General features: G+C 60.7%; 21 protein-coding genes. 8 read left to right on the forward strand and 13 right to left on the reverse strand.

Annotation, left to right across the window (positions count from 1 at the left end):
- Positions 1 to 13 precede the first annotated feature (13 nt).
- The 7 genes from pqqF to QRN33_RS18260 all read left to right on the forward strand — a co-directional run bounded on the left by pqqF (position 14) and on the right by QRN33_RS18260 (position 7,710).
- Positions 14 to 2,425 (forward strand): pyrroloquinoline quinone biosynthesis protein PqqF, encoded by a 2,412-nt coding sequence (gene pqqF, locus QRN33_RS18230; protein ID WP_285409477.1) that lies wholly within the window; start codon positions 14 to 16, stop codon positions 2,423 to 2,425.
- A 156-nt stretch (positions 2,426 to 2,581) separates the two neighbouring features.
- The gene (gene pqqA, locus QRN33_RS18235) at positions 2,582 to 2,656 is read left to right on the forward strand and encodes a pyrroloquinoline quinone precursor peptide PqqA (RefSeq protein WP_003444522.1); all 75 of its coding nucleotides are present in this window, start codon (positions 2,582 to 2,584) and stop codon (positions 2,654 to 2,656) included.
- An 81-nt stretch (positions 2,657 to 2,737) separates the two neighbouring features.
- Positions 2,738 to 3,649, forward strand: coding sequence for a pyrroloquinoline quinone biosynthesis protein PqqB (gene pqqB / locus QRN33_RS18240; RefSeq protein ID WP_123417888.1), 912 nt, complete (start codon positions 2,738 to 2,740; stop codon positions 3,647 to 3,649).
- Positions 3,650 to 3,791: 142 nt separating this feature from the next.
- On the forward strand, positions 3,792 to 4,544 hold the full coding sequence (gene pqqC, locus QRN33_RS18245; RefSeq protein WP_064365278.1) for a pyrroloquinoline-quinone synthase PqqC: 753 nt from the start codon (positions 3,792 to 3,794) through the stop codon (positions 4,542 to 4,544).
- A complete protein-coding gene (gene pqqD / locus QRN33_RS18250) occupies positions 4,541 to 4,816 on the forward strand; it encodes a pyrroloquinoline quinone biosynthesis peptide chaperone PqqD (RefSeq protein ID WP_042606684.1) in 276 nt (91 codons plus the stop codon). The genes pqqC and pqqD overlap by 4 nt, the downstream gene beginning before the upstream one ends.
- Positions 4,809 to 5,948 carry a pyrroloquinoline quinone biosynthesis protein PqqE gene (pqqE, locus tag QRN33_RS18255; RefSeq protein ID WP_502945000.1) on the forward strand — a complete coding sequence of 380 codons (1,140 nt, stop codon included), beginning with the start codon at positions 4,809 to 4,811 and terminating at the stop codon, positions 5,946 to 5,948. The genes pqqD and pqqE overlap by 8 nt, the downstream gene beginning before the upstream one ends.
- Positions 5,914 to 7,710, forward strand: a complete 1,797-nt coding sequence (locus QRN33_RS18260; protein ID WP_285409479.1) for a S9 family peptidase — start codon at positions 5,914 to 5,916, stop codon at positions 7,708 to 7,710. The genes pqqE and QRN33_RS18260 overlap by 35 nt, the downstream gene beginning before the upstream one ends.
- 119 nt (positions 7,711 to 7,829) lie before the next feature.
- On the opposite strand, the gene QRN33_RS18265 is transcribed toward QRN33_RS18260, so the two are convergent.
- The 4 genes from QRN33_RS18265 to QRN33_RS18280 form a co-directional block, all read right to left on the reverse strand.
- Positions 7,830 to 7,988 carry a YqaE/Pmp3 family membrane protein gene (locus QRN33_RS18265; protein WP_003228885.1) on the reverse strand — a complete coding sequence of 53 codons (159 nt, stop codon included), beginning with the start codon at positions 7,986 to 7,988 and terminating at the stop codon, positions 7,830 to 7,832.
- 95 nt (positions 7,989 to 8,083) lie between these two features.
- Entirely contained in the window at positions 8,084 to 8,404 is a 321-nt protein-coding gene (locus QRN33_RS18270) for a helix-turn-helix domain-containing protein (protein WP_064365282.1), read from the reverse strand.
- Positions 8,397 to 8,753 carry a type II toxin-antitoxin system RelE/ParE family toxin gene (locus QRN33_RS18275; RefSeq protein WP_285409480.1) on the reverse strand — a complete coding sequence of 119 codons (357 nt, stop codon included), beginning with the start codon at positions 8,751 to 8,753 and terminating at the stop codon, positions 8,397 to 8,399. The genes QRN33_RS18270 and QRN33_RS18275 overlap by 8 nt, the downstream gene beginning before the upstream one ends.
- A gap of 248 nt (positions 8,754 to 9,001) precedes the next feature.
- Complete coding sequence (locus tag QRN33_RS18280) at positions 9,002 to 10,228, reverse strand: aspartate aminotransferase family protein (RefSeq protein WP_285409481.1); 1,227 nt, start codon at positions 10,226 to 10,228, stop codon at positions 9,002 to 9,004.
- Between the two features lie 170 nt (positions 10,229 to 10,398).
- Here QRN33_RS18280 and QRN33_RS18285 point away from each other — a divergent pair, with 170 nt between their 5' ends.
- Positions 10,399 to 11,313, forward strand: a complete 915-nt coding sequence (locus tag QRN33_RS18285; RefSeq protein WP_285409482.1) for a LysR family transcriptional regulator — start codon at positions 10,399 to 10,401, stop codon at positions 11,311 to 11,313.
- Between the two features lie 228 nt (positions 11,314 to 11,541).
- On the opposite strand, the gene QRN33_RS18290 is transcribed toward QRN33_RS18285, so the two are convergent.
- The 9 genes from QRN33_RS18290 to bioF form a co-directional block, all read right to left on the reverse strand.
- Positions 11,542 to 13,320, reverse strand: a complete 1,779-nt coding sequence (locus tag QRN33_RS18290) for an acyl-CoA dehydrogenase C-terminal domain-containing protein (protein ID WP_285409483.1) — start codon at positions 13,318 to 13,320, stop codon at positions 11,542 to 11,544.
- Between the two features lie 214 nt (positions 13,321 to 13,534).
- Entirely contained in the window at positions 13,535 to 15,331 is a 1,797-nt protein-coding gene (locus tag QRN33_RS18295; protein ID WP_285409484.1) for an acyl-CoA dehydrogenase C-terminal domain-containing protein, read from the reverse strand.
- 90 nt (positions 15,332 to 15,421) lie between these two features.
- Positions 15,422 to 16,711 (reverse strand): GGDEF domain-containing protein, encoded by a 1,290-nt coding sequence (locus tag QRN33_RS18300; protein WP_041476719.1) that lies wholly within the window; start codon positions 16,709 to 16,711, stop codon positions 15,422 to 15,424.
- A 190-nt stretch (positions 16,712 to 16,901) separates the two neighbouring features.
- Complete coding sequence (locus tag QRN33_RS18305) at positions 16,902 to 18,707, reverse strand: phenylacyl-CoA dehydrogenase (RefSeq protein WP_042606676.1); 1,806 nt, start codon at positions 18,705 to 18,707, stop codon at positions 16,902 to 16,904.
- A 275-nt stretch (positions 18,708 to 18,982) separates the two neighbouring features.
- Positions 18,983 to 19,279 (reverse strand): hypothetical protein, encoded by a 297-nt coding sequence (locus QRN33_RS18310; protein WP_042606675.1) that lies wholly within the window; start codon positions 19,277 to 19,279, stop codon positions 18,983 to 18,985.
- A gap of 108 nt (positions 19,280 to 19,387) precedes the next feature.
- Positions 19,388 to 20,068: a dethiobiotin synthase gene (gene bioD, locus QRN33_RS18315; protein ID WP_083353704.1), complete on the reverse strand. Its 681-nt coding sequence runs from the start codon at positions 20,066 to 20,068 to the stop codon at positions 19,388 to 19,390.
- Entirely contained in the window at positions 20,065 to 20,874 is an 810-nt protein-coding gene (gene bioC / locus QRN33_RS18320) for a malonyl-ACP O-methyltransferase BioC (protein WP_285409485.1), read from the reverse strand. The genes bioD and bioC overlap by 4 nt, the downstream gene beginning before the upstream one ends.
- Complete coding sequence (locus QRN33_RS18325; protein ID WP_285409486.1) at positions 20,867 to 21,598, reverse strand: alpha/beta fold hydrolase; 732 nt, start codon at positions 21,596 to 21,598, stop codon at positions 20,867 to 20,869. The genes bioC and QRN33_RS18325 overlap by 8 nt, the downstream gene beginning before the upstream one ends.
- The gene (bioF, locus tag QRN33_RS18330; protein ID WP_285409487.1) at positions 21,591 to 22,769 is read right to left on the reverse strand and encodes an 8-amino-7-oxononanoate synthase; all 1,179 of its coding nucleotides are present in this window, start codon (positions 22,767 to 22,769) and stop codon (positions 21,591 to 21,593) included. The genes QRN33_RS18325 and bioF overlap by 8 nt, the downstream gene beginning before the upstream one ends.
- Positions 22,770 to 22,802: the final 33 nt, after the last annotated feature.

The raw sequence follows: 22,802 nt of genomic DNA on the forward strand, positions 1-22,802 counted from the left end.
TCTGGAAGTGCCCATGCCTGCACCGACTCGTCCCCTCCCCCACACTGAAATTCTGGCTAATGGCTTGCGCGTGACCCTGCGCCACGTGCCCGGCCTCAAGCGCAGCGCTGCCGTATTGCGCGTAGCGGCCGGCAGCCATGACGTGCCGTTGGCATGGCCGGGGCTGGCGCATTTTCTTGAACACCTGCTGTTTCTCGGCACCGAGCGTTTTCCGACAAACGAAGGGCTGATGGCCTACGTGCAACGTCACGGCGGGCAGGTGAATGCCAGCACCCGCGAACGCACCACGGACTTTTTCTTCGAACTGCCCGTGCCGTTGTTCGGCGCAGGGCTTGAGCGTCTGTCAGACATGCTCGCCCGGCCGCGTATGAATCTGGACGATCAACGGCGTGAACGGGAGGTGCTACAGGCAGAATTCGTCGCCTGGTCGCAAGATCCGACCGCACAGCAGCAATTTGCCTTGTACGACGGTTTACCAGAGCAGCACCCGTTGCGCGGGTTTCATGCGGGCAATCGGCGCAGCCTGCAGGTGGATTCGCCGGCGTTTCAAACGGCACTGAAGGGTTTCCATCAAAGGTTTTATCGCACCGGGCAAATGCACCTGAGTCTGGTTGGGCCGCAGAGCGTCGATGAGCTCCGAGAGCTGGCGCAGCAATTCGCAGCGGTGTTGCCGGTTGGGGATAAAGTTGCCCAAGCCACACCGCTACCGCTGACAGTGAAAAGTTATCAACAGGTCGGCGCTCACGCGAACCTGTTATGGGCCTTCGACGACTTACCCGAGTCATCCGCGGAGGCGATGGCCTTTCTCTGTCATTGGTTGAACAGCGCAAAACCTGGTGGGTTGCTCGCGTACCTGCATCAACAGAATCTGGCTGACAGCCTGAAAGCCGTGCCGGTTTATCAATTTGCTGGGCAGGCGTTGCTGCATCTGCAACTCAATGCCGGTGGCGACCGCTTGCATGCCATCAACGAACAGCTGCTGGACTGGCTGAGCTTCTTCGCCCAGCAGGACTGGACGCCATTGCGCGAGGAGTACGCCGCCCTGCTTCAGCGCCAACAACACGTCAGCGGAGCTTTGCAACTGGCGCGGTTCGACGTTGAGCAGCAAGCATTCGGCCTGTCCGAATCGGGTGCCGCCGCACTTGAGCACATTCTTCGCGAAATCGGTGTTGTGGATAACTTCAGCAATCATTGGCGCCTGCCCGCGGCCAATCCTTTCCTGCGGGCCAGTGAACCGCTGGCCAACGCTGGTCTGATTCGCGGCCAGACCAGCGCCCACCGTGGCCTGCGCACGTTCGCCCAGGATCGCTCGCGCAGCCGCCGGGAACGCTCGCCGATGCATTTCAGTCAGGCGTTGCCGGACAACAGCGATGAAGGCGTAATTTATCTGCGTTGGCAGGTCGAGGCGGCGGCCAGCGCTGATCTGCGTTCACGATTGCAACGCAGTCTGCGCCAGACACGACAGGATGCGTCAGAGGCCGGAGTGGATCTGTCTTTCAGTGCTGCGGGCAACCAATGGCTGCTGAAAATGACGGGGCTGCAAGAATCCATGCCCAGCGTCCTGGAGTATGCGCTGAAATGTCTGACGACTATTGACGCCGATTCGCCGCGCGACGAGACACAGATACCCTCGATGCCGCTGCGCCAATTGCTTGAAGCGTTACCGCAAACGTCCCTGCCCACGATTGAAGCCAGCGATGACGCCAAACGCCTGTGGACAACTTCGCGCTGGGACGGCCTCGCCCTTGGGCTCGACCAACCAACCCAATCAGCCATGGGCCTGGCGCTCAGCCGCATTCCCGGCACGCCCGACAATCAGCTGCCGATTACTCTGCACAACAATGCCGAGTACCGCTGGAGCCGAATCGACACGGCCTCCACCGAACATGCCTTGCTGCTCATCTGCCCGACCGCCAGCCATGACATCGCTGATGAAGCCGCTTGGCGCCTGCTCGCACAGCTGTGCCAGACGGCGTTCTACCAGCGCCTACGCGTCGAACTGCAATTGGGTTACGCCGTGTTCAGTGCGTTGCGCCAGTTGCACGGGACGACTGCGATCGTCTTCGCCGTGCAGTCGCCTGCAACCCCGGTGGTCACCTTGCTTGAACACATTCAGGATTTCCTCAACGGCGTTCCAGCCCTGATCGAAACGCTCGGTGACGCCAGTATCAAGCAGCAGCGCGAAAGCCTCGCCGAGCAATTCAGTGGTGCCACATTAGCCACCAGAGACGCTGCCGAACTCCTGTGGCAGGGCAAACTCGCCGGCCATTCGTCGGATTACCGTGAGCAACTGGTCGCAGCGATCAATCAACTGGATACGCGAGACCTGCTGACCGCTGCGCAACGCCTGATCAATGTCGACGGCGGCTACCATTGCCTGGCCAATGAACCAATGCCCGGCGCGCCGTGGCAGGCGGCAAACTGATCATTACCGAGGCTGCAAGGAGCTTTCTCAAAGATTCACGGGTCATTACGCTGAAATTTTGAGTAACATAGCCGCCTAACTAATTGGAACATCATCGCGCTGCCGTGGACTATACCTATGGATAGCGCTATCCCAACCCACAGAAGGAGACACCTCATGGCCTGGACCAAACCTGCTTACACCGACCTGCGTATCGGCTTCGAAGTCACCATGTACTTCGCCAGCCGCTGAGTTCTGCTTACGCAGGATTGCAGTGCAACGCCTCGGCTCGCCGGGGCGTTTTATTTTCCGCGTTGAAATGATGGAGCGTTCATGTTCGTCCAGATTCTGGGTTCGGCCGCCGGTGGCGGTTTTCCGCAGTGGAACTGCAACTGCGTCAACTGCGCAGGCTTTCGCGACGGCAGCCTGAATGCCAAGGCGCGTACCCAATCGTCCATCGCCATTTCCGCTGACGGCGTGAACTGGGTGCTGTGCAATGCCTCGCCGGACATCCGCGCGCAACTGCAAAGCTTCGCCCCGATGCAGCCAGGTCGGGCCCTGCGCGACACCGGCATCAGCGCGATCATCCTGATGGACAGCCAGATCGACCACACCACCGGCCTGCTCAGCCTGCGCGAAGGCTGCCCGCATCAGGTCTGGTGCACGGACATGGTTCACGAAGATCTCAGCACCGGTTTCCCCCTGTTCAAGATGCTCACCCATTGGAACGGCGGGCTGGACTGGAACCGCATCGAACTCGACCAGAGCTTCACCGTAGCGGCCTGCCCGAACCTGCGTTTCACCCCGCTGCCGTTGCGCAGCGCCGCACCGCCGTATTCGCCGCATCGTTTCGATCCGCATCCGGGCGACAACATCGGTCTGATCGTTGAAGACCTCAACACCGGCGGCAAGCTGTTCTACGCGCCAGGGCTGGGCAAGGTCGATGCGCCGTTGCTGGAAATCATGGCGGGCAGTGATTGCCTGCTGGTCGACGGCACGCTGTGGGACGACGATGAAATGCAGCGTCGTGGCGTTGGCACCCGCACCGGTCGCGAGATGGGCCACCTGGCGCAGAATGGCCCCGGCGGCATGCTCGAAGTGCTGGAGCAGTTGCCCGAGCAGCGCAAGGTGCTTATCCACATCAACAATACCAACCCGATTCTTGACGAAGATTCGCCGGAACGCGCGGAACTGGCGCGGCGTAATGTTGAAGTGGCGTTTGATGGCATGAGTATTGTGTTGTAAGCCGTAGATACCGATGCGCGGCCCTTCGCGAGCAGGCTCGCTCCCACATTTGGAATGCGATCAACCTGTGGGAGCGAGCCTGCTCGCGAAGAGGCCAGTGCAAACAGAAAAGATTTCTAGGGTTGTTCCCCGGAGAACAAACATGACTGATACGCCAATGTCCCCGGCCGAATTCGAAGCGGCCCTGCGCGCCAAAGGCGCCTACTACCACATTTACCACCCGTACCACGTGGCGATGTACGAAGGCCGCGCCACCCGAGAGCAGATTCAGGGCTGGGTCGCCAACCGCTTCTACTATCAGGTGAACATTCCCCTGAAAGACGCGGCGATCCTCGCCAACTGCCCGGACCGCGAGATTCGTCGCGAGTGGATTCAGCGCCTGCTCGACCACGACGGCGCGCCCGGCGAAGACGGCGGCATCGAAGCCTGGCTGCGCCTCGGCCAGGCTGTCGGCCTCGACCCGGATCAATTGCGCTCCCAGGAACTGGTGCTGCCCGGTGTGCGTTTCGCCGTCGATGCCTACGTCAACTTCGCCCGTCGCGCCAGTTGGCAGGAGGCCGCCAGCAGCTCGCTGACCGAACTGTTCGCGCCACAGATCCACCAGTCACGCCTCGACAGCTGGCCGCAGCATTACCCGTGGATCGACCCGGCCGGTTATGAATATTTCCGCACCCGCCTCGGTCAGGCGCGACGCGATGTCGAGCATGGGCTGGCGATCACCCTTGAGCACTACAAGACTCGCGAAGGCCAGGAGCGCATGCTGGAAATTCTCCAGTTCAAACTGGACATTCTTTGGAGCATGCTCGATGCCATGAGCATGGCCTACGAATTGAACCGTCCGCCCTATCACAGCGTGACCGAGCAACGGGTCTGGCATAAAGGAATCACCTTATGAGTTTCGATCGCAGCAAAGTGCCGAACTGGCGCCCAGGCTACCGCTTTCAGTACGAGCCGGCGCAAAAAGGCCATGTGTTGCTGTACCCGGAAGGCATGATCAAGCTCAACGAGACGGCCGCGCTGATCGGCGGCTTGATTGATGGCGAACGCGATGTCGCGGCGATCATTGCCAGACTCGACGAGCAGTTCCCCGGCGTCCCCGAACTCGGTGACGACGTCGAACAATTCATGGAGGTTGCCCGTGAGCAACACTGGCTCACCCTTGACTGATCTGCCGGCAAAACCTGAAATCGGCCTGCCGCTGTGGTTGCTCGCCGAGCTGACCTACCGCTGCCCGCTGCAATGCCCGTACTGCTCCAACCCACTGGATTTCGCCGAGCAGGGCAAAGAGCTGACCACCGAACAGTGGATCAAGGTGTTCCGCGAAGCGCGGGAAATGGGCGCGGCGCAGTTAGGCTTTTCCGGCGGCGAACCGTTGGTGCGTCAGGACTTGGCCGAACTGATCGGTGAAGCCCGGCAGTTGGGTTTCTACACCAACCTGATCACCTCCGGCATTGGCCTGACCGAGCAGAAAATCAGCGACTTCAAGAAGGCCGGGCTCGATCACATCCAGATCAGCTTCCAGGCCAGTGACGAGCAAGTGAACAACCTGCTCGCCGGCTCGAAAAAAGCCTTTGCGCAGAAGCTGGAAATGGCTCGTGCGGTGAAGGCCCACGGCTACCCGATGGTGCTGAACTTCGTTACCCACCGGCACAACATCGACAAGATCGACCGCATCATCGAGCTGTGCATTGCGCTGGAGGCCGACTTCGTTGAACTCGCCACCTGCCAGTTCTACGGCTGGGCGCAGCTCAACCGCGTCGGCCTGTTGCCGACCAGGGAGCAACTGGTGCGCGCCGAGCGCATCACTAACGAATACCGGGCCAAACTGGAAGCCGAAGGGCATCCGTGCAAGCTGATTTTCGTCACCCCGGACTACTACGAAGAACGCCCGAAAGCCTGCATGAACGGCTGGGGCAGCATCTTTCTGACCGTCACTCCAGACGGCACGGCCCTGCCCTGCCATGGCGCCCGCCAGATGCCTGTGCAGTTTCCCAACGTGCGCGATCACAGCATGCAGCACATCTGGTATGACTCGTTCGGCTTCAACCGCTTTCGCGGTTACGACTGGATGCCCGAACCCTGCCGCTCTTGCGACGAGAAAGAAAAAGACTTCGGCGGCTGCCGCTGCCAGGCGTTCATGCTTACCGGCGATGCCAGCAATGCCGACCCGGTGTGCAGCAAGTCCGAACATCACGGCGTGATTCTCAAGGCCCGCGAAGAAGCCGAGACCGCCACTCAAACCATCGAACAATTGGCCTTTCGCAATGAACGAAACTCACGCCTCATCGCCAAGGGCTGAGCCTTTCAGCGCCGCCCAAGCTGTTGCCGCCGGAACCGACTTCGCGGAGCTGCAGCTCGGCGTCCACGGCCTGTTCTGGAATGAATATCGCCCAGAGGATGCCGCATGCCGAATCTGGCATTGGCGCGATGGCTTGGCGAAATGCCTGACGCCGGATGGCTTCAGCGTGCGTAGCCGCGTGTACGAATATGGCGGTGGCGCGTTTTGTCTGACGCCTGACGGCGTGGTTTTCGTCAATGAAGCGGATCAGCAGTTGTACCGACAGCCACTGGGTGGCGAGCCGGTCGCGCTGACGTCCACTGACTGCCGCTACGGTGAGCTGCAATTTGCCGGTGGCCGGGTGTTGGCGGTTGAAGAGCAGCAGGATCGGCATCGGCTGGTGGCGATTGATCTGGCGACCGGAATGCGACAAGTGCTGGCGGAGGGAGCGGATTTCTACGCGGCGCCAACGTTGAGCACGGATGGTAAGCGACTGGCGTGGATTGAGTGGAGCCGGCCGCATCAACCATGGACTTCGACCCGTTTGATGGTCGCTGATGGCGATTTTTCTTCGCCTCGCTGTGTTGCCGGTGAGCAGATGGAGGAGTCGATCCAGCAGCCGCGCTTCGACGCCGGTGGGCGGCTCTGTTGCCTGACGGATCGTAGCGGCTACTGGCAGCCGTGGATCGAAACGTCTGATGGCTTGCGGGCACTGGCCAGTGCCGCGGCCGATCACGCGCCCGCGCCTTGGCAGCTTGGCGGCTGCACCTGGCTGCCCGTCGGTGATCAATTTCTGGCCACTTGGAGCGTGGATGGTTTCGGTCGCCTGGCCCTTGGCGATGAAGATTTCAGTGCGGGCTACAGCCGCTTCCGCCATTTGGCGATGGATCAACAGTTCGTCTATTGCATCGCCGCATCACCGGTCAGCCCGTCGGCAGTGATCGCCATTGATCGCGTCTCTCATGCAGTAAAGGTATTGGCCGGCGGCGTGGCCCCGTTGCCCGCCGAACGCATCAGCCGTCCGCAGACCTTGCGTTATCCCAGCGGCTCGGGTGAGGCGCACGGTTTCTTCTACCCGGCCATGAGCGGTGAAGCGAAACCGCCGCTGGTGGTGTTTATCCACGGCGGCCCGACGTCGGCGTGCTATCCGATGCTCGACCCGCGCATCCAGTATTGGACGCAGCGTGGTTTCGCGGTCGCCGACCTCAACTATCGCGGCAGCAGCGGCTATGGTCGCGAGTATCGGCAAGCACTGCATCTGCGCTGGGGCGAGGTGGATGTCGAGGACGCCTGCGCGGTGGTCGATTACCTTGCCGGACAGGGCTTGATCGATGGCGACCGCGCGTTCATTCGCGGCGGCAGTGCGGGCGGGTACACGACACTGTGCGCACTGGCGTTCAGACAGGTCTTCCGCGCAGGCGCCAGCCTCTATGGCGTCAGCGATCCGGTCGCTTTGGCCCGAGCAACACACAAGTTCGAAGGCGACTATCTGGACTGGCTGATCGGCGATCCCGAACGCGATGCCGAGCGCTACGCCGCCCGCACGCCACTACTGCACGCAGAGAACATCCGCGTGCCGGTGATTTTCTTTCAGGGAGAACTGGACGCGGTGGTCGTACCGCAACAGACCCGCGATATGGTCGCGGCGCTGGAGCACAACGGCATTGCGGTGGAAGCGCATTACTACCCCGAAGAGCGCCACGGCTTTCGCCGCGCCGTCAATCAGGCGCACGCATTGGAGCAGGAGTGGACGTTTTATCGGCGGGTGATGGGGCTGGTTTAGTGAAAACCGTGTCGCGCCTTTCACGAGCAGGCTCTCTCCCACAGAGGACTTGTGTACACCACAGATCCAGTTTGAGAGCGAGCCTGCTCGCAAAAGCTATCTGATAGACGCTACCGGACTCAACGCTTGGCGATGATATACACCGCATGCACGATTCCCGGAATGTAGCCGCACAGCGTCAGCAGAATGTTCAGCCAGAATGCCCCGCCAAATCCGACCTGCAGAAACACGCCCAGTGGCGGCAACAGAATAGCGATGATGATACGAATGAAATCCATGGGGCAGCTCCTGAATGGGGGTTGGCTCACTTGAGCCATACAAGCTAATCGACCTGCGCCGTTCGTCAGGGTTCAGTGCAATAGCTGCTTCAGGCTTAGGCCAGAATTTTCAACCCGTGTTTTTGTACGATACTTAGTAGCTTGAGCGCCATACCGCTGGGATGTTTATCGCCCGATTCCCACTGTTTGACCGTCGATGCACTCGTGTTGAGATAGCGTGCAAACACCGGCTGGCTGACCTTGTTACGCTCGCGTAGCGCTTTGATCTCGTCGGCCGGGATAGCTAAGGGAACCGAAGCCAGACAGGATTCATCGAACTCCCGCATCGTAGCTTTACTGATTGCCCCGACAGCAAGCAACGCCCCGGCCGATTCGTGTATGGATTCAAAGACTTCACTTTTGAATTTCTTACTCATGACATATCTCCACAAATTCCTTCATCGCCAACAAGTCTCTGATCTGCACTTCAGTCAGCTGTGCATAGGCCTTTGCCAACCTACGTAAATCCTTCAACTCAATGGGGGTGATATTGCTTTGATCCTGCTTGGCGAAAAGCACTTGGTAGATCCAGTAATGTCCACCTTTTGCCAAAACAATCGAACGGTGGCGGTTCGCATTCAGTCGTTTCTTCCAAACGCCTCCGCCAAGATCGTCCGCCTGTCCCTGAAGCATTTGATGAAACGCTCTCTGTAGCTCTTCATCGCTGATCCACGCCCTGCTGGCCTGGAGGGCGAATCGTTTGGTCTTGAACAGCCTAAATGACATAGGTATCCCTTCCTGAAACATACCACTCAGTGGTACAGATCGCCAAAACAGTTTTCGCTGATTTTGAGCAGCCCGAGCGAGCATCCCTTGCTGGCGCTCTCTAAAAGACCACCCGCAGTTCGATCTCTCAAGCCCTAAATGCTGGCTGCAAAACCCGGCCACAAAAAAACGCCCCACGCCAAAAGAATCAAGCGTGGGGCGTGCGTTATACCGCGAGACGGTTCGGGTAATCGGTGGGGCAGTTCAGCTCAGACGGCAATGCCCTTGCGGCACTGCAATTGAGCGGTGCGTACTCGCGAGAAAGCGCGGCCCAGGCGCAAAAGCATTTCGTCGATGTTGGCTTTGCTGACAGTGAGGGCCGGGGTGAAACGCAGGCAGTCGGGTTGCACGGCGTTGAGTATCAGGCCTTCGTGCAGCGCAGCGTGAACAACGGCATCGGCGCACTCTGCCGATAACGTCAGCCCATAGAACAGGCCCTGGCCGCGCAGTTCGCCATGGCCGTAGCGGTGCGCCAGTCGCGCAAGGCCTTCGCGCAGATGCCGGCCGTTGTCGTTGACCTGCTGAAGGAAGCTGCGGTCGTGCACGCTGTCGAGTACCACCAGGCCGGCTGCGCTCATCAAGGCGTTGCCGTGATGGGTGCCGCCCAGTTCGCCGACGGCGAAACAGCAGGCCTTGCCCCGCGCCAGCAACGCTGCCAGTGGCAAGCCGCCGCCAAGGCCTTTGCCGAGCACGACGATATCGGCGCGAATGCCGTAGGACTGTTCGGCGAGCAAGGCGCCGCAGCGGCCGATACCGGTCTGTACTTCGTCGAGAATCAGCAGAATACCCAACTCGCGGCACAGTCGCTCGACGCCTTTGAGGTAATGCTCGGTCGCGGGAATAACCCCGGCGTCGCTCTGGATCGGTTCAAGCATGATCGCGACGGTCTGCGCGTCGACCGCTGCGTGCAGGGCCGGCAAGTCGTTGAATGGCACCTGATCATTCGTCGCCAGACTGCGACCATGGCAGCCCTGCTGCGCCATGATGATCCGCGAAGCGCCGCCGCGATGCAGTTGGCCCCACTTGCGTGCCAGTCTGAGCGCCGCCTCACAGGCTTCGCTGCCGCTGTTGAGCAGATAAGCCTGATCGCTGTGGGTGCTGGCACACAGGCGCTCGGCGAGGCTGAGCATGCCGAGATTGTGCAGCTTGAAACCCGGATTGATCAGCGCCTGCGCCTGACTGGCAATGGCTTTGACCAGCGCGGTAGGGCTGTGGCCCAGGCTGTTGGCGCCGCCGGCCTGGGAAAAGTCGAGATAGGCGCGATCGTTGCTGTCCCACAGCCAGGAACCCTGGCCTCGAACGAAGACTTGGGGCGGCCGTTCAACACTGGACATCAGACGAGCGGCATGTAGACGATCGGTCATTGCTGAGGACTCCGCCTCGAATGCAAGGTCATCAAGATCTGGCGTGTGGCGCCGCAAACTGAACAGATTCATCCGCAAATACCTCGCTGGAGGTATTTTGAACTGCCTATGTAAACACTGGCGAAGCGCAGGTCATTCATCGCGTATTTTCGGCCCTGAAAGCCTTGGGATTGCGGTTAGACTAGGCGCACCCGCGTCTGCGGGCCATTTCGATTTCCGAGCTATTTCAATAAGCATTACTTATGGATTTCAAACAACTGCGTTATTTCGTCGCGGTCTACGAAGAGGGTCATGTCGGCCGTGCGGCCGAACGGCTGTCGATCTCGCAGCCGGCACTGTCGCAGCAGATTCGTCAGCTTGAGCAGAACCTCGACGTAACGCTGTTCGAACGCAGCAGCAAACGCTTGCTGCCGACCCTTGCCGCTCACACGTTGTACAACCACGCGTTACCGCTGCTCGATGGCTTGCAGCGGGCGCGCGAGGCATTGGGCAATTTCAAGGGGCAGGCGTTGCGGACCCTGGCGATCGGTGTGCTGCAAACGGTGCACACCAGCCTCGTGCCGCAAATGCTCGAGCGTGTGCGCAAGGCGCAGCCGCATCTGGTGGTACAGATCTATGAGCTGACCGGGCTGGAGATCGAACGGCGCCTGCTCAATGGTTCGCTGGACATCGGCATCAGTTATCTGCCGCCGCGCCAACCCGGGCTGCACGGCATGTTGCTGTACGAGGACGAACTGACGCTGGTCATCCCGGCGGATCATCCCTTGCGTGATTTCAAGAAAGTCTCGATGCGCCAGGCTGCTGAACTGCCGATGCTGCTGCTCGGCGAAGAGTTCCAGATCCGGCAGATCTGGCAGGCACAACTGACCAGCCTTGGACGCCGTCCGCAGGTGCAGGCCGAGCTGAACAATATGCTGGGTATTCTCGACAGCCTGCCGCACACCAAACTGGCAACGGTGTTGCCAGGACGCTCGCAGAAGGAATACGACGATGAAGATTTGCTGTGGAAACCGCTAAGCGAACCACGCGTGCCCCTGAAAGTCGGCCTGGTGTGTCGCGATGTTCAACGCCAACAGGCTTCGTTGGCCCTTTTGCGGACATTGCTTGAAGAGGTCATCGACCGCGAAGTGCAACGGCCGCTGGATCCGCTCGCCTGAAACTTTTCTTCAGGCAAAAGAAAACCCCGCCGAAGCGGGGCTTTGCAGACTGTTTCCCTGACATCCATTTCACTCCGCCACCCTGGCAGAATCCTACGTGTCCGTGTTGTTTACTTTGCGCTTCCTGCGCGACGTCCATGAAATGTAGATTAGCCGTGGATCCAATGTACGCATATGGGAGAACAGCAGCACGTCACGTAAGCAAATGCTTACATGACGCGCGCGGGATCAGAACTGTGCAGCATCGAGCAGGAAAAGCGACTCGCTACCGGCTTTGACCGACGCGCTCAGCGAGTGAATACGCGGCAAAAGGCGGGCGAAATAGAAGCGTGCGGTGCCTAGCTTGCTCGCATAGAAATCGTCCTGCGCTTCCTTGCCCAGTGAGGCCTTGGCCATCAACGCCCACATGTAGGCGTAAGCGGTGTAGCCGAACGCTTGCAAATATTCGACCGAGGCCGCGCCGATTTCGTTCGGATTGTTTTTCGCCCGGTCGAGCAGCCACGCGGTCAGCTCGTCGAGGGTATCGACGGCATCGTTCAGTGGCTTGGTGAACTCGCCAAGATCGGCGCTGGCGGTTGCGGTGAAATGACGGATCTCATCAGCGAACAGCTGGTAGAACGCGCCGCCGCTGCCGACGATCTTCCGCCCGACCAGATCCAGCGCCTGAATGCCGTTGGTGCCTTCGTAGATCTGGGTGATGCGCACGTCACGCACCAGTTGCTCCTGGCCCCACTCGCGGATGTAACCGTGGCCGCCGAAGATCTGCTGGCCGTGAACGGTGGTTTCCAGCCCCAGGTCGGTCAGGAAGGCTTTTGCCACCGGCGTCAGCAACGCGACCAGATCTTCCGCGCGCTTGCGGGTGGTCGCGTCTTCGCTGAACTTGGCGGTATCGAGTTGCATCGCCACGTAAGTGGAAAACGCACGGCCGCCTTCATTCGAGGCTTTCATGGTCAGCAGCATGCGCCGCACGTCCGGGTGGACGATGATCGGATCAGCGACTTTGTCCTTGTTCTGCGCACCGGTCGGCGAACGGCTTTGCAGACGGTCGCGCGCGTATTCAACAGCGTTCTGATAGGAGCGCTCGCCGGTGGCCAGGCCCTGAATGCCTACGCCCAGACGCTCGTAGTTCATCATGGTGAACATCGCAGCCAGGCCTTTGTTCGGCTCGCCGACCAGATAGCCCACGGCTTCGTCGAAGTTCATAACGCAAGTCGCCGAGGCCTGGATGCCCATCTTGTGTTCGATCGAACCGCAGTTGGCCGGATTGCGCGCGCCGAGGCTGCCGTCGGCATTGACCATGAACTTCGGCACCAGAAACAGCGAAATGCCTTTCGGACCCGCCGGGGCGTCCGGCAGTTTCGCCAGCACCAAGTGGATGATGTTTTCGGTGAGATCGTGTTCGCCACCGGTGATGAAGATCTTGGTGCCGCTGACCTTGTAGGAACCGTCGGCCTGAGGTTCGGCCTTGGTGCGAATGATCCCCAGGTCGGTGCCGGCGTGCGGCTCGGTCAGGCACATGGAACCAGCCCAGATCCCGGCGTACATGTTCGGCAGGTACGCGGCTTTCAGTTCTTCGCTGGCGTGGGCATTGATCGACAGGCAGGCGCCGGCGGTCAGCATCGGGTACAGACCGAACGCCAGGCTGGCGGAGTTGACCATCTCTTCGACCTGCGCCGACACGGCTTTGGGCATGCCCATGCCACCGTAGGCCGGATCACCGCCGACGCCGACCCAACCGCCCTCAGCATATGTCTGATAAGCCTGTGGGAAACCGGCCGGCGTGGTGACGACACCATCCGCCCAATGGCAACCTTCCTCGTCAGCGGCACGGCTCAGTGGCGCGATGCTTTTGCTGGTGACCTTGCCGGCCTCTTCGAGAATCGCTTCAACGGTTTCGGCGTCGACGGTCTCGGCCAGCGCCGGCAGCTCGGCCCAGAGTTTGGCGACTTCGAACACTTCATTGAGGACGAAGCGCATATCGCGCAGCGGCGCTTTGTAGTCAGCCATGGCAAACCTCGCAAGATCTAAACAGGTGGTTCGTGGAATGATGTTTTCGTTGATCCGGAGTGTAACCCAACAACTTTTGCGACACATAGGGTCAACCGGTGACTGATTTGTTATTTTTAGTCACCACAAAAAAGATCGCAGCCTTTAGCGGGTCCTACAGATAAAACGCGATCCCCTGTAGGAACTGCCGCAGGTTGCGATCTTTTGCTTTTACCTAAAGCGCAAACGACTCCGCTGGCAAAGTCATCAAGCAATCACTCCCCGCCTCGATCGCCGACTGATGCGCAGCCGTACGCGGCAACAGGCGCTTGAAGTAAAACTCGCACGTCGCCAGTTTGCCCTTGAGGAAATCAGACTCACCCTCGCCTGCGTCCAGCTGCGCCTGCGCGACCAGCGCCATGCGCAGCCACAGGTAGCCAAGGATGATGTAGCCGCTGTACATCAGGTAATCCACGGACGCGGCGCCGACTTCATCCGGGTTTTTCATGGCGGCCATGCCGACCTTCATGGTCAGGTCGCCCCACTGTTGATTGAGCCCGTTGAGTTGCGCGACGAAGCTGCCCAACTGCGCATGGTCGGCGTTCGCTGCGCAGAACTTGTGGACGATTTTGGTGAAGCCGCGCAGCAACTTGCCTTGGCTTCCCAGCACTTTGCGCCCGAGCAAGTCGAGCGCTTGAATGCCGTTGGTGCCTTCGTAGATCGGCGCGATCCGGCAGTCGCGTACCAGTTGTTCCATGCCCCACTCACGAATGAAACCGTGGCCGCCAAACACCTGCATGCCGTGGTTGGTCACTTCCAGCCCGGTGTCGGTCATGAACGCTTTGCAGATCGGCGTGAGGAACGCCAACAAGTCTTCGGCCTCCTGACGTGCCTGGGCGTCGCTGCTCAGGTGCGCGGCATCGAGCATCTGCGCAGTGAAGTAGGTCAGCGCCCGATTGCCTTCGTTGAAGGCTTTCATGGTCAGCAACATGCGCCGCACGTCGGGGTGGACGATGATCGGGTCGGCAGGTTTTTCCGGGGCCTTGGCGCCGCTCAGCGCGCGCATTTGCAGGCGGTCGTTGGCGTATTTGATCGCGCCCTGAAAACTAGCCTCGCCCAGACACAGGCCCTGCATGCCGGTGCCCAGCCGCGCGTGGTTCATCATGGTGAACATGCAGTTGAGGCCCTTGTTCGGCTCGCCGATCAAGTAACCCGTGGCGGCATCGAAATTCAGCACGCAGGTGGCCGAGGCCTTGATGCCCATCTTGTGCTCGATCGAGCCGCAGGAAACGCCATTGCGCTCCCCCGCTTCGCCTGCTGCATCGGGGAGGAACTTGGGCACGATAAACAGGGAAATGCCTTTGGTCCCGGCGGGTGCGTCCGGCAGCTTGGCCAATACCAGATGGATGATGTTGTCGCTCAGGTCATGCTCGCCGGCGGAGATGAAAATCTTGCTGCCGGTGATCGCGAAGCTGCCTTCAGCCCGAGGCACCGCACGGGTCTTGATGATGCCCAGATCGGTGCCGCAGTGGGCTTCGGTCAGGCACATGGTGCCAGTCCACTGGCCAGCGGTGAGTTTGCTCAGGTAGGTGTCTTTCTGCTCGGCGGTGCCGTGGGCGTGGATCGCCGACATCGCGCCGTGAGTCAGGCCCGGGTACATGCCCCACGACGTGTTACTGGAGCCGACCATCTCGCTGATCACCAGCCCCAGCGAACTCGGCAGACCTTGGCCGCCGTAAGCTGGATCGGCCGCCAACCCGTGCCAGCCGGCCTCGACATAGTGTGCGAAGGCCTGCTTGAAGCCTGTAGGCGTTGTCACCACGCCATTGTCGAAATGGCAGCCCTCTTCGTCGCCGCTGCGATTGAGCGGGGCCAGCACGTTCTCGCAGAACTTCGCGCCTTCTTCGAGGATCGCGCTGATCATGTCCGGGCTGGCGTCATGCGCGCCGAGACTGGCGTAGCTGGTGTGGAAGTCGAAGACGTGATCGATCAGAAAGCGCATGTCGCGCAGGGGGGCTTTGTATTCGGGCATGGTGGCTTCTCCGTCAGCAGATTTCACCAACCTACTGCCGGCCATCCCACCCGACAATCACTGTGCGGGCGCTGAATGCGCCGTCATCACTCAACCCGCAGCGGTGTCCATGCGCACCGCGCCACGACGGTTCTGTCCGAATGCCATGACGCAGTTACGCCCGGCGCCCTTGGCGCTGTACAACGCCTGGTCGGCGGACTTGAGCACTTCTTCCGGAGTACGCTGCTCCACGCGTTCGGCGACGCCGATGCTTACCGTCACCGACACGGCCGAGGCCCCGGAACCACTGCGCCGCTGGCGACCTTGCTGGTCATCCTGCGGGCGGTTTTCCTGGTTGCGCAGCTGAATGCTGTAAGACGCGATCGATTCACGGATCACTTCCAGGTGCGGCATGCATTCCTCAAGGGTTTTGCCTGCGAACACCAGGGCAAATTCCTCACCGCCATAGCGATACGCCCTACCGCCACCGCTGATTTTCGACAGCTTACTGGCGACCAGCCGCAGGACCTGATCGCCGACATCGTGGCCGTGGGTGTCGTTGAATTTCTTGAAATGATCGACGTCGCTCATCGCCAGCACATAATTGCGCCCGAGGCGTTGCATACGTTCGTTGAGCGCGCGTCGACCCGGCAGACCGGTGAGTTCGTCGCGGAAGGCCATTTGATAGGCCTCATGCGCAACCGCGGCCGCGATCATCAGCATTACCTGGCTGCACATGATGTTGAGGGTGAACGGCAGAATGAACGTCTTCGGCAGCATCCAGAATACCCCGAGCAAGCCGACCAGTTGCGCCGCGTGCAAGGGACGCGGGTTGCGCCAGTATTGCCAGGCCAGCAACAGGAAGGCCGAGATGAACACCGGGTAGGACAACTGGATCAGGCTCATCCATGCGCCGTGCAGCGCCGGCCAGCGGATCTCCGACAGCCACAGCAGCAGCGCCTGTGGGTAACTTTGTTCCAGGCCCAGCGCCACGCTGCCAAATGCCAGCAGCACAGCGAACCGCGCGACCATGTCCTGAAACAGATGGGTACGTTCCTGCCATGCCGCGAATAGCCCGAACAACAACGGCAGCAACAGGCAGACCAGATGGAACACCACCGCAGCGTCTTCGCGCACCTTGCCGTTGTCGCGGTAAAAATCGGTCTGGGTGTCGAGCAGGAAGTAGGCGATGTACACCGTCAGCATCAGGAACAGTTCGCGCTGACGCCGGTACACCGCGCAATACGCCCCGCCAAGCAGAAGAACCAGGGTCGGCAAGACGTTGAACAGGGACGTGAAGAACACGCTGAGGTCTTTGACGTACGCAGCCGCCAGCCCCGCGAGCAATAACAGCAGTGATGGCAGGAAATGGCTGAAACGTACAGCGGAAGAACGCGGCAAGGGTAAGCTCCGACCCGTCATAGCAAAGAGATGGCATTGTGCCTGCAAAGTGCGGCCAAGCCCATACAATGTGATCCAGATCACACACGGTCTCTGTAACGGCCGGAAGCTCGACTATCTGAGCGATCCGCAAACAAAAAAACCGCTGCCCCCTAGCGGGAACAGCGGTTTTGGCAGACTGCGGTAGGGCTTAGTAGCCCAGTGCGAAGTCCTCTTCCTTCATGTCCATCAGATTGCCAGCGCCCGACAGCATAGTGGCCACGTGCGTACGGGTACGCGGCAGGATGCGCTGGAAGTAGAAGCGCGCGGTTTGCAGCTTGGCGGTGTAGAACGCCTCGTCTGTAGTGCCGGCAGCCAGTTTTTCCGCAGCCAGGCGCGCCATGTCCGCCCAGAAGTAGGCCAGGCAGGCATAACCGGAGTACATCAGGTAGTCCACAGAGGCCGCGCCGACTTCTTCGCGATCTTTCATGGCGGCCATACCGACCTTCATGGTCAGCTCGCCCCATTCCTTGTTCAGTGCAGCCAGCGGCGCGACGAATTCCTGAACGGCTTCGTTGCCTTCGTTGGTCTGGCAGAACTTGTGGACGATCTTGGTGAAGCCTTTCAAAGCCTCGCCTTGAGTCATCAGCACTTTACGGCCGAGCAGGTCGAGGGCCTGGATACCGGTGGTGCCTTCGTACAGCATCGAAATGCGGCTGTCGCGAACGTTCTGCTCCATGCCCCACTCGGCGATGAAGCCGTGGCCGCCGTAGATCTGCACGCCGTGGTTAGCGGCTTCGAAGCCGACTTCGGTCATGAACGCTTTGGCGATCGGAGTCATGAAAGCCAGCAGTGCGTCGGCCTTCTTCTTCTCTTCTTCATCGACGCCGTACTTGACGATGTCGACCTGCTTCGCAGTGAAGTACACCATCGCGCGGTTGCCCTCGGCGAACGCCTTCATGGTCAACAGCATGCGGCGCACGTCTGGGTGAACGATGATCGGGTCAGCCGCTTTGTCCGGCGCTTTCGGGCCAGTCAGCGAGCGCATTTGCAGGCGATCGCGAGCGTATTTCAGACCGCCCTGGAAGCCGATTTCGGCGTGGGCCAAGCCTTGCAACGCAGTGCCCAGACGAGCGGTGTTCATAAAGGTGAACATGCAGTTCAGGCCTTTGTTCGCCGGGCCGATCAGGTAACCGGTGGCGCCGTCGAAGTTCATCACGCAGGTAGCGTTGCCGTGGATACCCATCTTGTGTTCCAGCGAACCGCAGCTCACTGCGTTGCGCGCGCCGATGGTGCCATCGGCGTTCGGCAGGAATTTCGGCACGATGAACAGCGAGATGCCTTTGGTGCCAGCCGGTGCATCCGGCAGGCGCGCCAGAACGATGTGGACGATGTTGTCGGCCATGTCGTGTTCACCGGCCGAGATGAAGATCTTGGTGCCGGAGACTTTGTAGGACCCGTCGGCCTGAGGCTCGGCCTTGGTGCGCAGCATGCCCAGGTCGGTGCCGCAGTGCGGTTCGGTCAGGCACATGGTGCCGGTCCATTCGCCGGATACCAGTTTGGTCAGATAGGCTTCCTGCTGTTCAGGGGTGCCGTGCTCGGAGATGGTGTTCATCGCGCCGTGCGACAGGCCCGGGTACATGCCCCACGACCAGTTGGCTTCGCCAACCATTTCGCTGACTGCCAGGCCCAACGACTCAGGCAGACCTTGGCCGCCATGCTCAACGTCGTGCGCCAGGCTCGGCCAGCCGCCTTCGACGAATTGCTTGTACGCCTCTTTGAAGCCAGTCGGGGTTTTCACGCCGGACTCGCTCCAGGTGCAGCCTTCCAGATCGCCCACGCGGTTCAGCGGTGCCAGTACCTGCTCACAAAACTTGGCGCCTTCCTCGAGGATGGCGTCAACCATGTCCGGCGTGGCATCTGCGCACGCTGGCAGGCTCTGATAGTGCGCTTCGTAGCCGAGCAGCTCGTCACGAACGAAGCGAATATCACGCAAGGGGGCCTTGTAGTCAGGCATAGCGATAAACCTCTGCTGATGTAACCGGGAATGAACGACCGTGTTGAGTTGTTGTGACGGTCAAACAGTTGTTTGAAACATACGTTTACGCCGAAATCTTGTCAAGCGTGGATCTTTTGCCGTTCGTCATCAGCTTTTCCAAACGCCGGAAACGCAAAATCGCCGCGACTTGAAATAAGCCACAGGCGTTGAAGAAAAGATTAGTTGAGCAAGAAGGACTTAAACGAAAAACGCCGCGACAGGGCGCGGCGTTTCGAGGTTTACAGCAGATTCAGTCAGGCGAAGGTATCAATGATCGTCCCCAGCACTTCGTCGGACGCCTTGGCCACCTTCACACCCAGCTCAGCCTGAGTCTTGCCCTGCGACAGCTCGACGATATTGCTGGTCAGATCCGACTCCTGTGCGCGATCCACTCCGCGCAGGCGATTGACCTGCACTTCGGACGACTGGCTGGTCACCGAACGTTCGATGGTAGTGTTGGCGATCTGGCTGGCGGCCTGATCGACGCGGTTCTGCCCCGACTGAATCGAGCTCAGCCCTGCATAAAAAGCCGTGTTGCCGGAGATTTCCATAGTCGTGCCCGTCCCTGCAAAGGATCAATGGTCGCCATTGAAGCAGACGCGCCAGCAAAACACCCGTCAAAAACACTAATGGCACAGTGCCTGTTCATAGGCAAAAACTTAGTCGAGCAAATCCAGTTGCAAATGCTCGGCCACCGCTTCGGCACTCAACGCCTTGAGTTTCGGCACGCGGCCCAGGCACGGCGCGGGGATGCGCTCGGCCAGGGTCGCAAGGTTTTCTTCCAGCCGCGAAGTTTTCGGATCGATGATGTTCGCCACCCACCCCGCCAATTGCAGGCCATCGCGAGCGATCGCCTCGGCGGTCAGCAACGCGTGACTGATGCAGCCCAGCCTTACGCCCACCACCAGAATCACCGGCAGCTTCAGTGCAATCGCCAGATCCGAAATATTGTCCTGATCGGCCAACGGCACCCGCCAGCCACCCGCACCTTCGATCAGGGTGAAATCGGCGTTCATCGCCAGAATCCCGCGCATCGGCACCAGCAGCGATTGCACCGTCAGCGCCACACCGGCTTCGCGCGCTGCCAGATGCGGCGCGATCGCTGGCTCGAACGCCACCGGGTTGACCTGTTGATAAGTCAGTGGCAACGAACATTCGGCCAACAGCGCCAACGCATCAGCGTTGCGCAAGCCTTTGGGCGTGACGTCGCACCCGGAAGCCACCGGTTTGCCCGCCGCTGTGCTCAATCCTGCCGATCGCGCCGCGTGGAGCAATCCGGCAGCGACCGTGGTCTTGCCTACATCCGTGTCGGTTCCGGTGATGAAATAGGCTGCGCTCATAGAGGTTTCTCCAACACGGCGTAGACCGCCTGATAGGTTGCCGGCAGCCCTGACGACTGACGGAACCGCTCATACGCTTCGATCAGCCCGAGAATTCGCGCCCGCCCGGTCAAACCGCCTGGCCGGCCGGGATTCAGATTGTGCGCGCCAAGCGCTTTCAGCTCGTGAGTCAGGCTGCGCACATCCGGGTAATGCAACACGTGCGGCCGATTCTCCAGAGCCACGATGCGCATGCCACTGGCAGCACATAACTGTTCATAGCGGGCGAATTCACGGAAGCGGTTGACGTGCACCAGCCCGTCGACCTGCTGCCAACTCTCACGCAGCTCCGACAGCGTCCCTGTACACAGACTAGCAAACGCAAATATTCCACCCGGTTTCAGCGCACGGAAGGCTTCACCGAGCACCGTTTCGAAGTCGGCGCACCACTGCACCGCGAGGCTGGAGAAAATCAGCTCTAAACTCGCATCCTGCAACGGCAGCCGCTCGGCATCGCCCGCAATGAAATGCTCAGCGCCACCCAACGGCCGTGCGTGATTGAGCATGCCCTCGGCAATGTCCAGCGCGACCCCGCTGCTGCGGGTAAAACGCGAGGCCAGCGCTCGGGTGAAATAGCCAGTCCCGCAACCGAGATCGAGCCACCGCGAGGGCACGAAACCTGTCGGCAAGCGCTCGAGCAACTGCGTGCCGACGTCGCGCTGCAATTCGGCGACGCTGTCGTAACTGGCCGCTGCACGAGAAAAAGACGCCGCCACCTGGCGCTTGTCAGGCAAGCCCCCGGGCAGCACGAGGGACAGATCAGTCATCAGCGCACTCATGTAGAAACGCCTGGATCGCGCCCGCGACTCCATGCGGGTCCTCCAGCAGAAAAGCATGGCTGGCCTGTTCGATCAGGCCAATTTCGATATCCGGCAGCAGCGCATACAACGCGTCCGCCGCTTCTGCCGGGACCAGAGCGTCCTGCCCGCCGAACAGATGAAACTGCGGCCCGCGAAATGCCTGCAGCGCCTGACGCGTGTCCAGTTGCGCGAGCAGTTCCAGCCCCGCCATCAGCGCGGTCGGCGCGGTGGCTGGCGCGCCACCCAGCAGCAAGCGCGACAAGCCACGGGGGTCAGTTGAGCCTTGCGTACACAACAAAGCGAAACGCTTGAGGGTGGGACGCGGGTCGGCTTGGCAACCGGCAAGAAAGGCATCGAAAGTCTCGGCGGGCATCGCGTTCGGCCACTGTTCATGGGCGACAAACGCAGGGTTGCTCGCCAGCGTCAGCACACCGCAGCACGCCTCGCCGCGGCGTGCCGCCAACTCAGAGGCGAGCATGCCGCCCAGCGACCAGCCACCGAGCCAGACTTCCTGGGGAACGCGTGCATCGAGTTCGTCGAGCCAGTCTTCAAGGTTGGCGGAATCCAGCTCCGGCAGCGGCTCGATTTCGACCTGCAAATGTTCGTCGAGGCCACGCAACGCTGCGGCCAGCGGCTCCAGTGGTGATACGCCGAGGCCCCAGCCGGGCAGCAGAATAAGGCGATTACGCATGGCTTGGCTCCAACGACAATCGGGCAAAACAATCCGCCAGTCCTTCCAGCAAGCGTTGCACCTGCGCCTCACTGTGGGCGGCGGTCAGCGTCACCCGCAGTCGCGCACTGCCGGCCGGCACGGTCGGCGGGCGGATCGCCGTGACCATCAGCCCGCGCTCGCGCAGCATCTGCGAAAACAGCACCGCGCGTCCGGCATCGCCGATCATGATCGGCTGGATCGGCGTGAAGCTGTCCATCAGCTCCAACCCGATCTGCTCGGCGCCGTGGCGGAACTGGCGGATCAAGGTCCGCAGGTGTTCACGGCGCCAGTGTTCACTGCGCAACAGCTCCAGACTTTTCAGCGTCGCGCAGGCCAGCGCCGGTGGTTGGCTGGTGGTGTAGATGTAGGGGCGGGCGAACTGGATCAGGCTTTCGATCAACTCTTCGCTGCCGGCGACAAACGCTCCGGCGGTGCCGAAAGCTTTACCGAGGGTGCCGACCAGCACCGGCACATCGTCCTGGCTCAAGCCAAAGTGCTCGACAATACCGCCACCGTTGGCGCCCAACGGGCCGAAGCCATGGGCGTCATCAACCATCAGCCACGCGCCTTTGGCCTTGGCCTCGCGGGCCAGCGCCGGCAGGTCGGCGATGTCACCGTCCATGCTGAACACGCCGTCGGTGATCACCAAAGTGTTGCCAGTGGCTTTCTCCAGGCGCTTGGCCAGGCTTTCGGCGTCGTTGTGCAGGTAGCGATTGAAACGCGCGCCGGACAACAGGCCCGCGTCCAGCAATGAAGCGTGATTGAGCCGGTCTTCGAGCACCGTATCACCCTGCCCGACCAGCGCGGTGACCGCGCCGAGGTTGGCCATGTAACCGGTGGTGAACAGCAGCGCACGCGGCCGTCCGGTCAGATCGGCGAGTGCTTCCTCCAGTGCGTGATGCGGGCTGCTGTGGCCGATGACCAAATGCGACGCACCACCGCCGACGCCCCAACGCTCAGCGCCGGCGCGCCAGGCTTCGATCACCTGCGGATGATTGGCCAGGCCCAGATAGTCGTTGTTGCAGAACGCGAGCAGCGACTGGCCATCGACCACCACGTGCGGGCCTTGCGGAGACTCGAGCAGAGGGCGCTGGCGGTAGAGGTTTTCAGCCCGGCGGGCAGCAAGGCGTGCGGCGAGATCGAAAGACATGCAGGCCTCGATTTTTCAAATGACACAGATCCC

This window comes from Pseudomonas sp. FR229a, assembly GCF_030209115.1.
In the GTDB taxonomy this organism is placed as follows: Bacteria; Pseudomonadota; Gammaproteobacteria; order Pseudomonadales; family Pseudomonadaceae; genus Aquipseudomonas; species Aquipseudomonas moraviensis_A.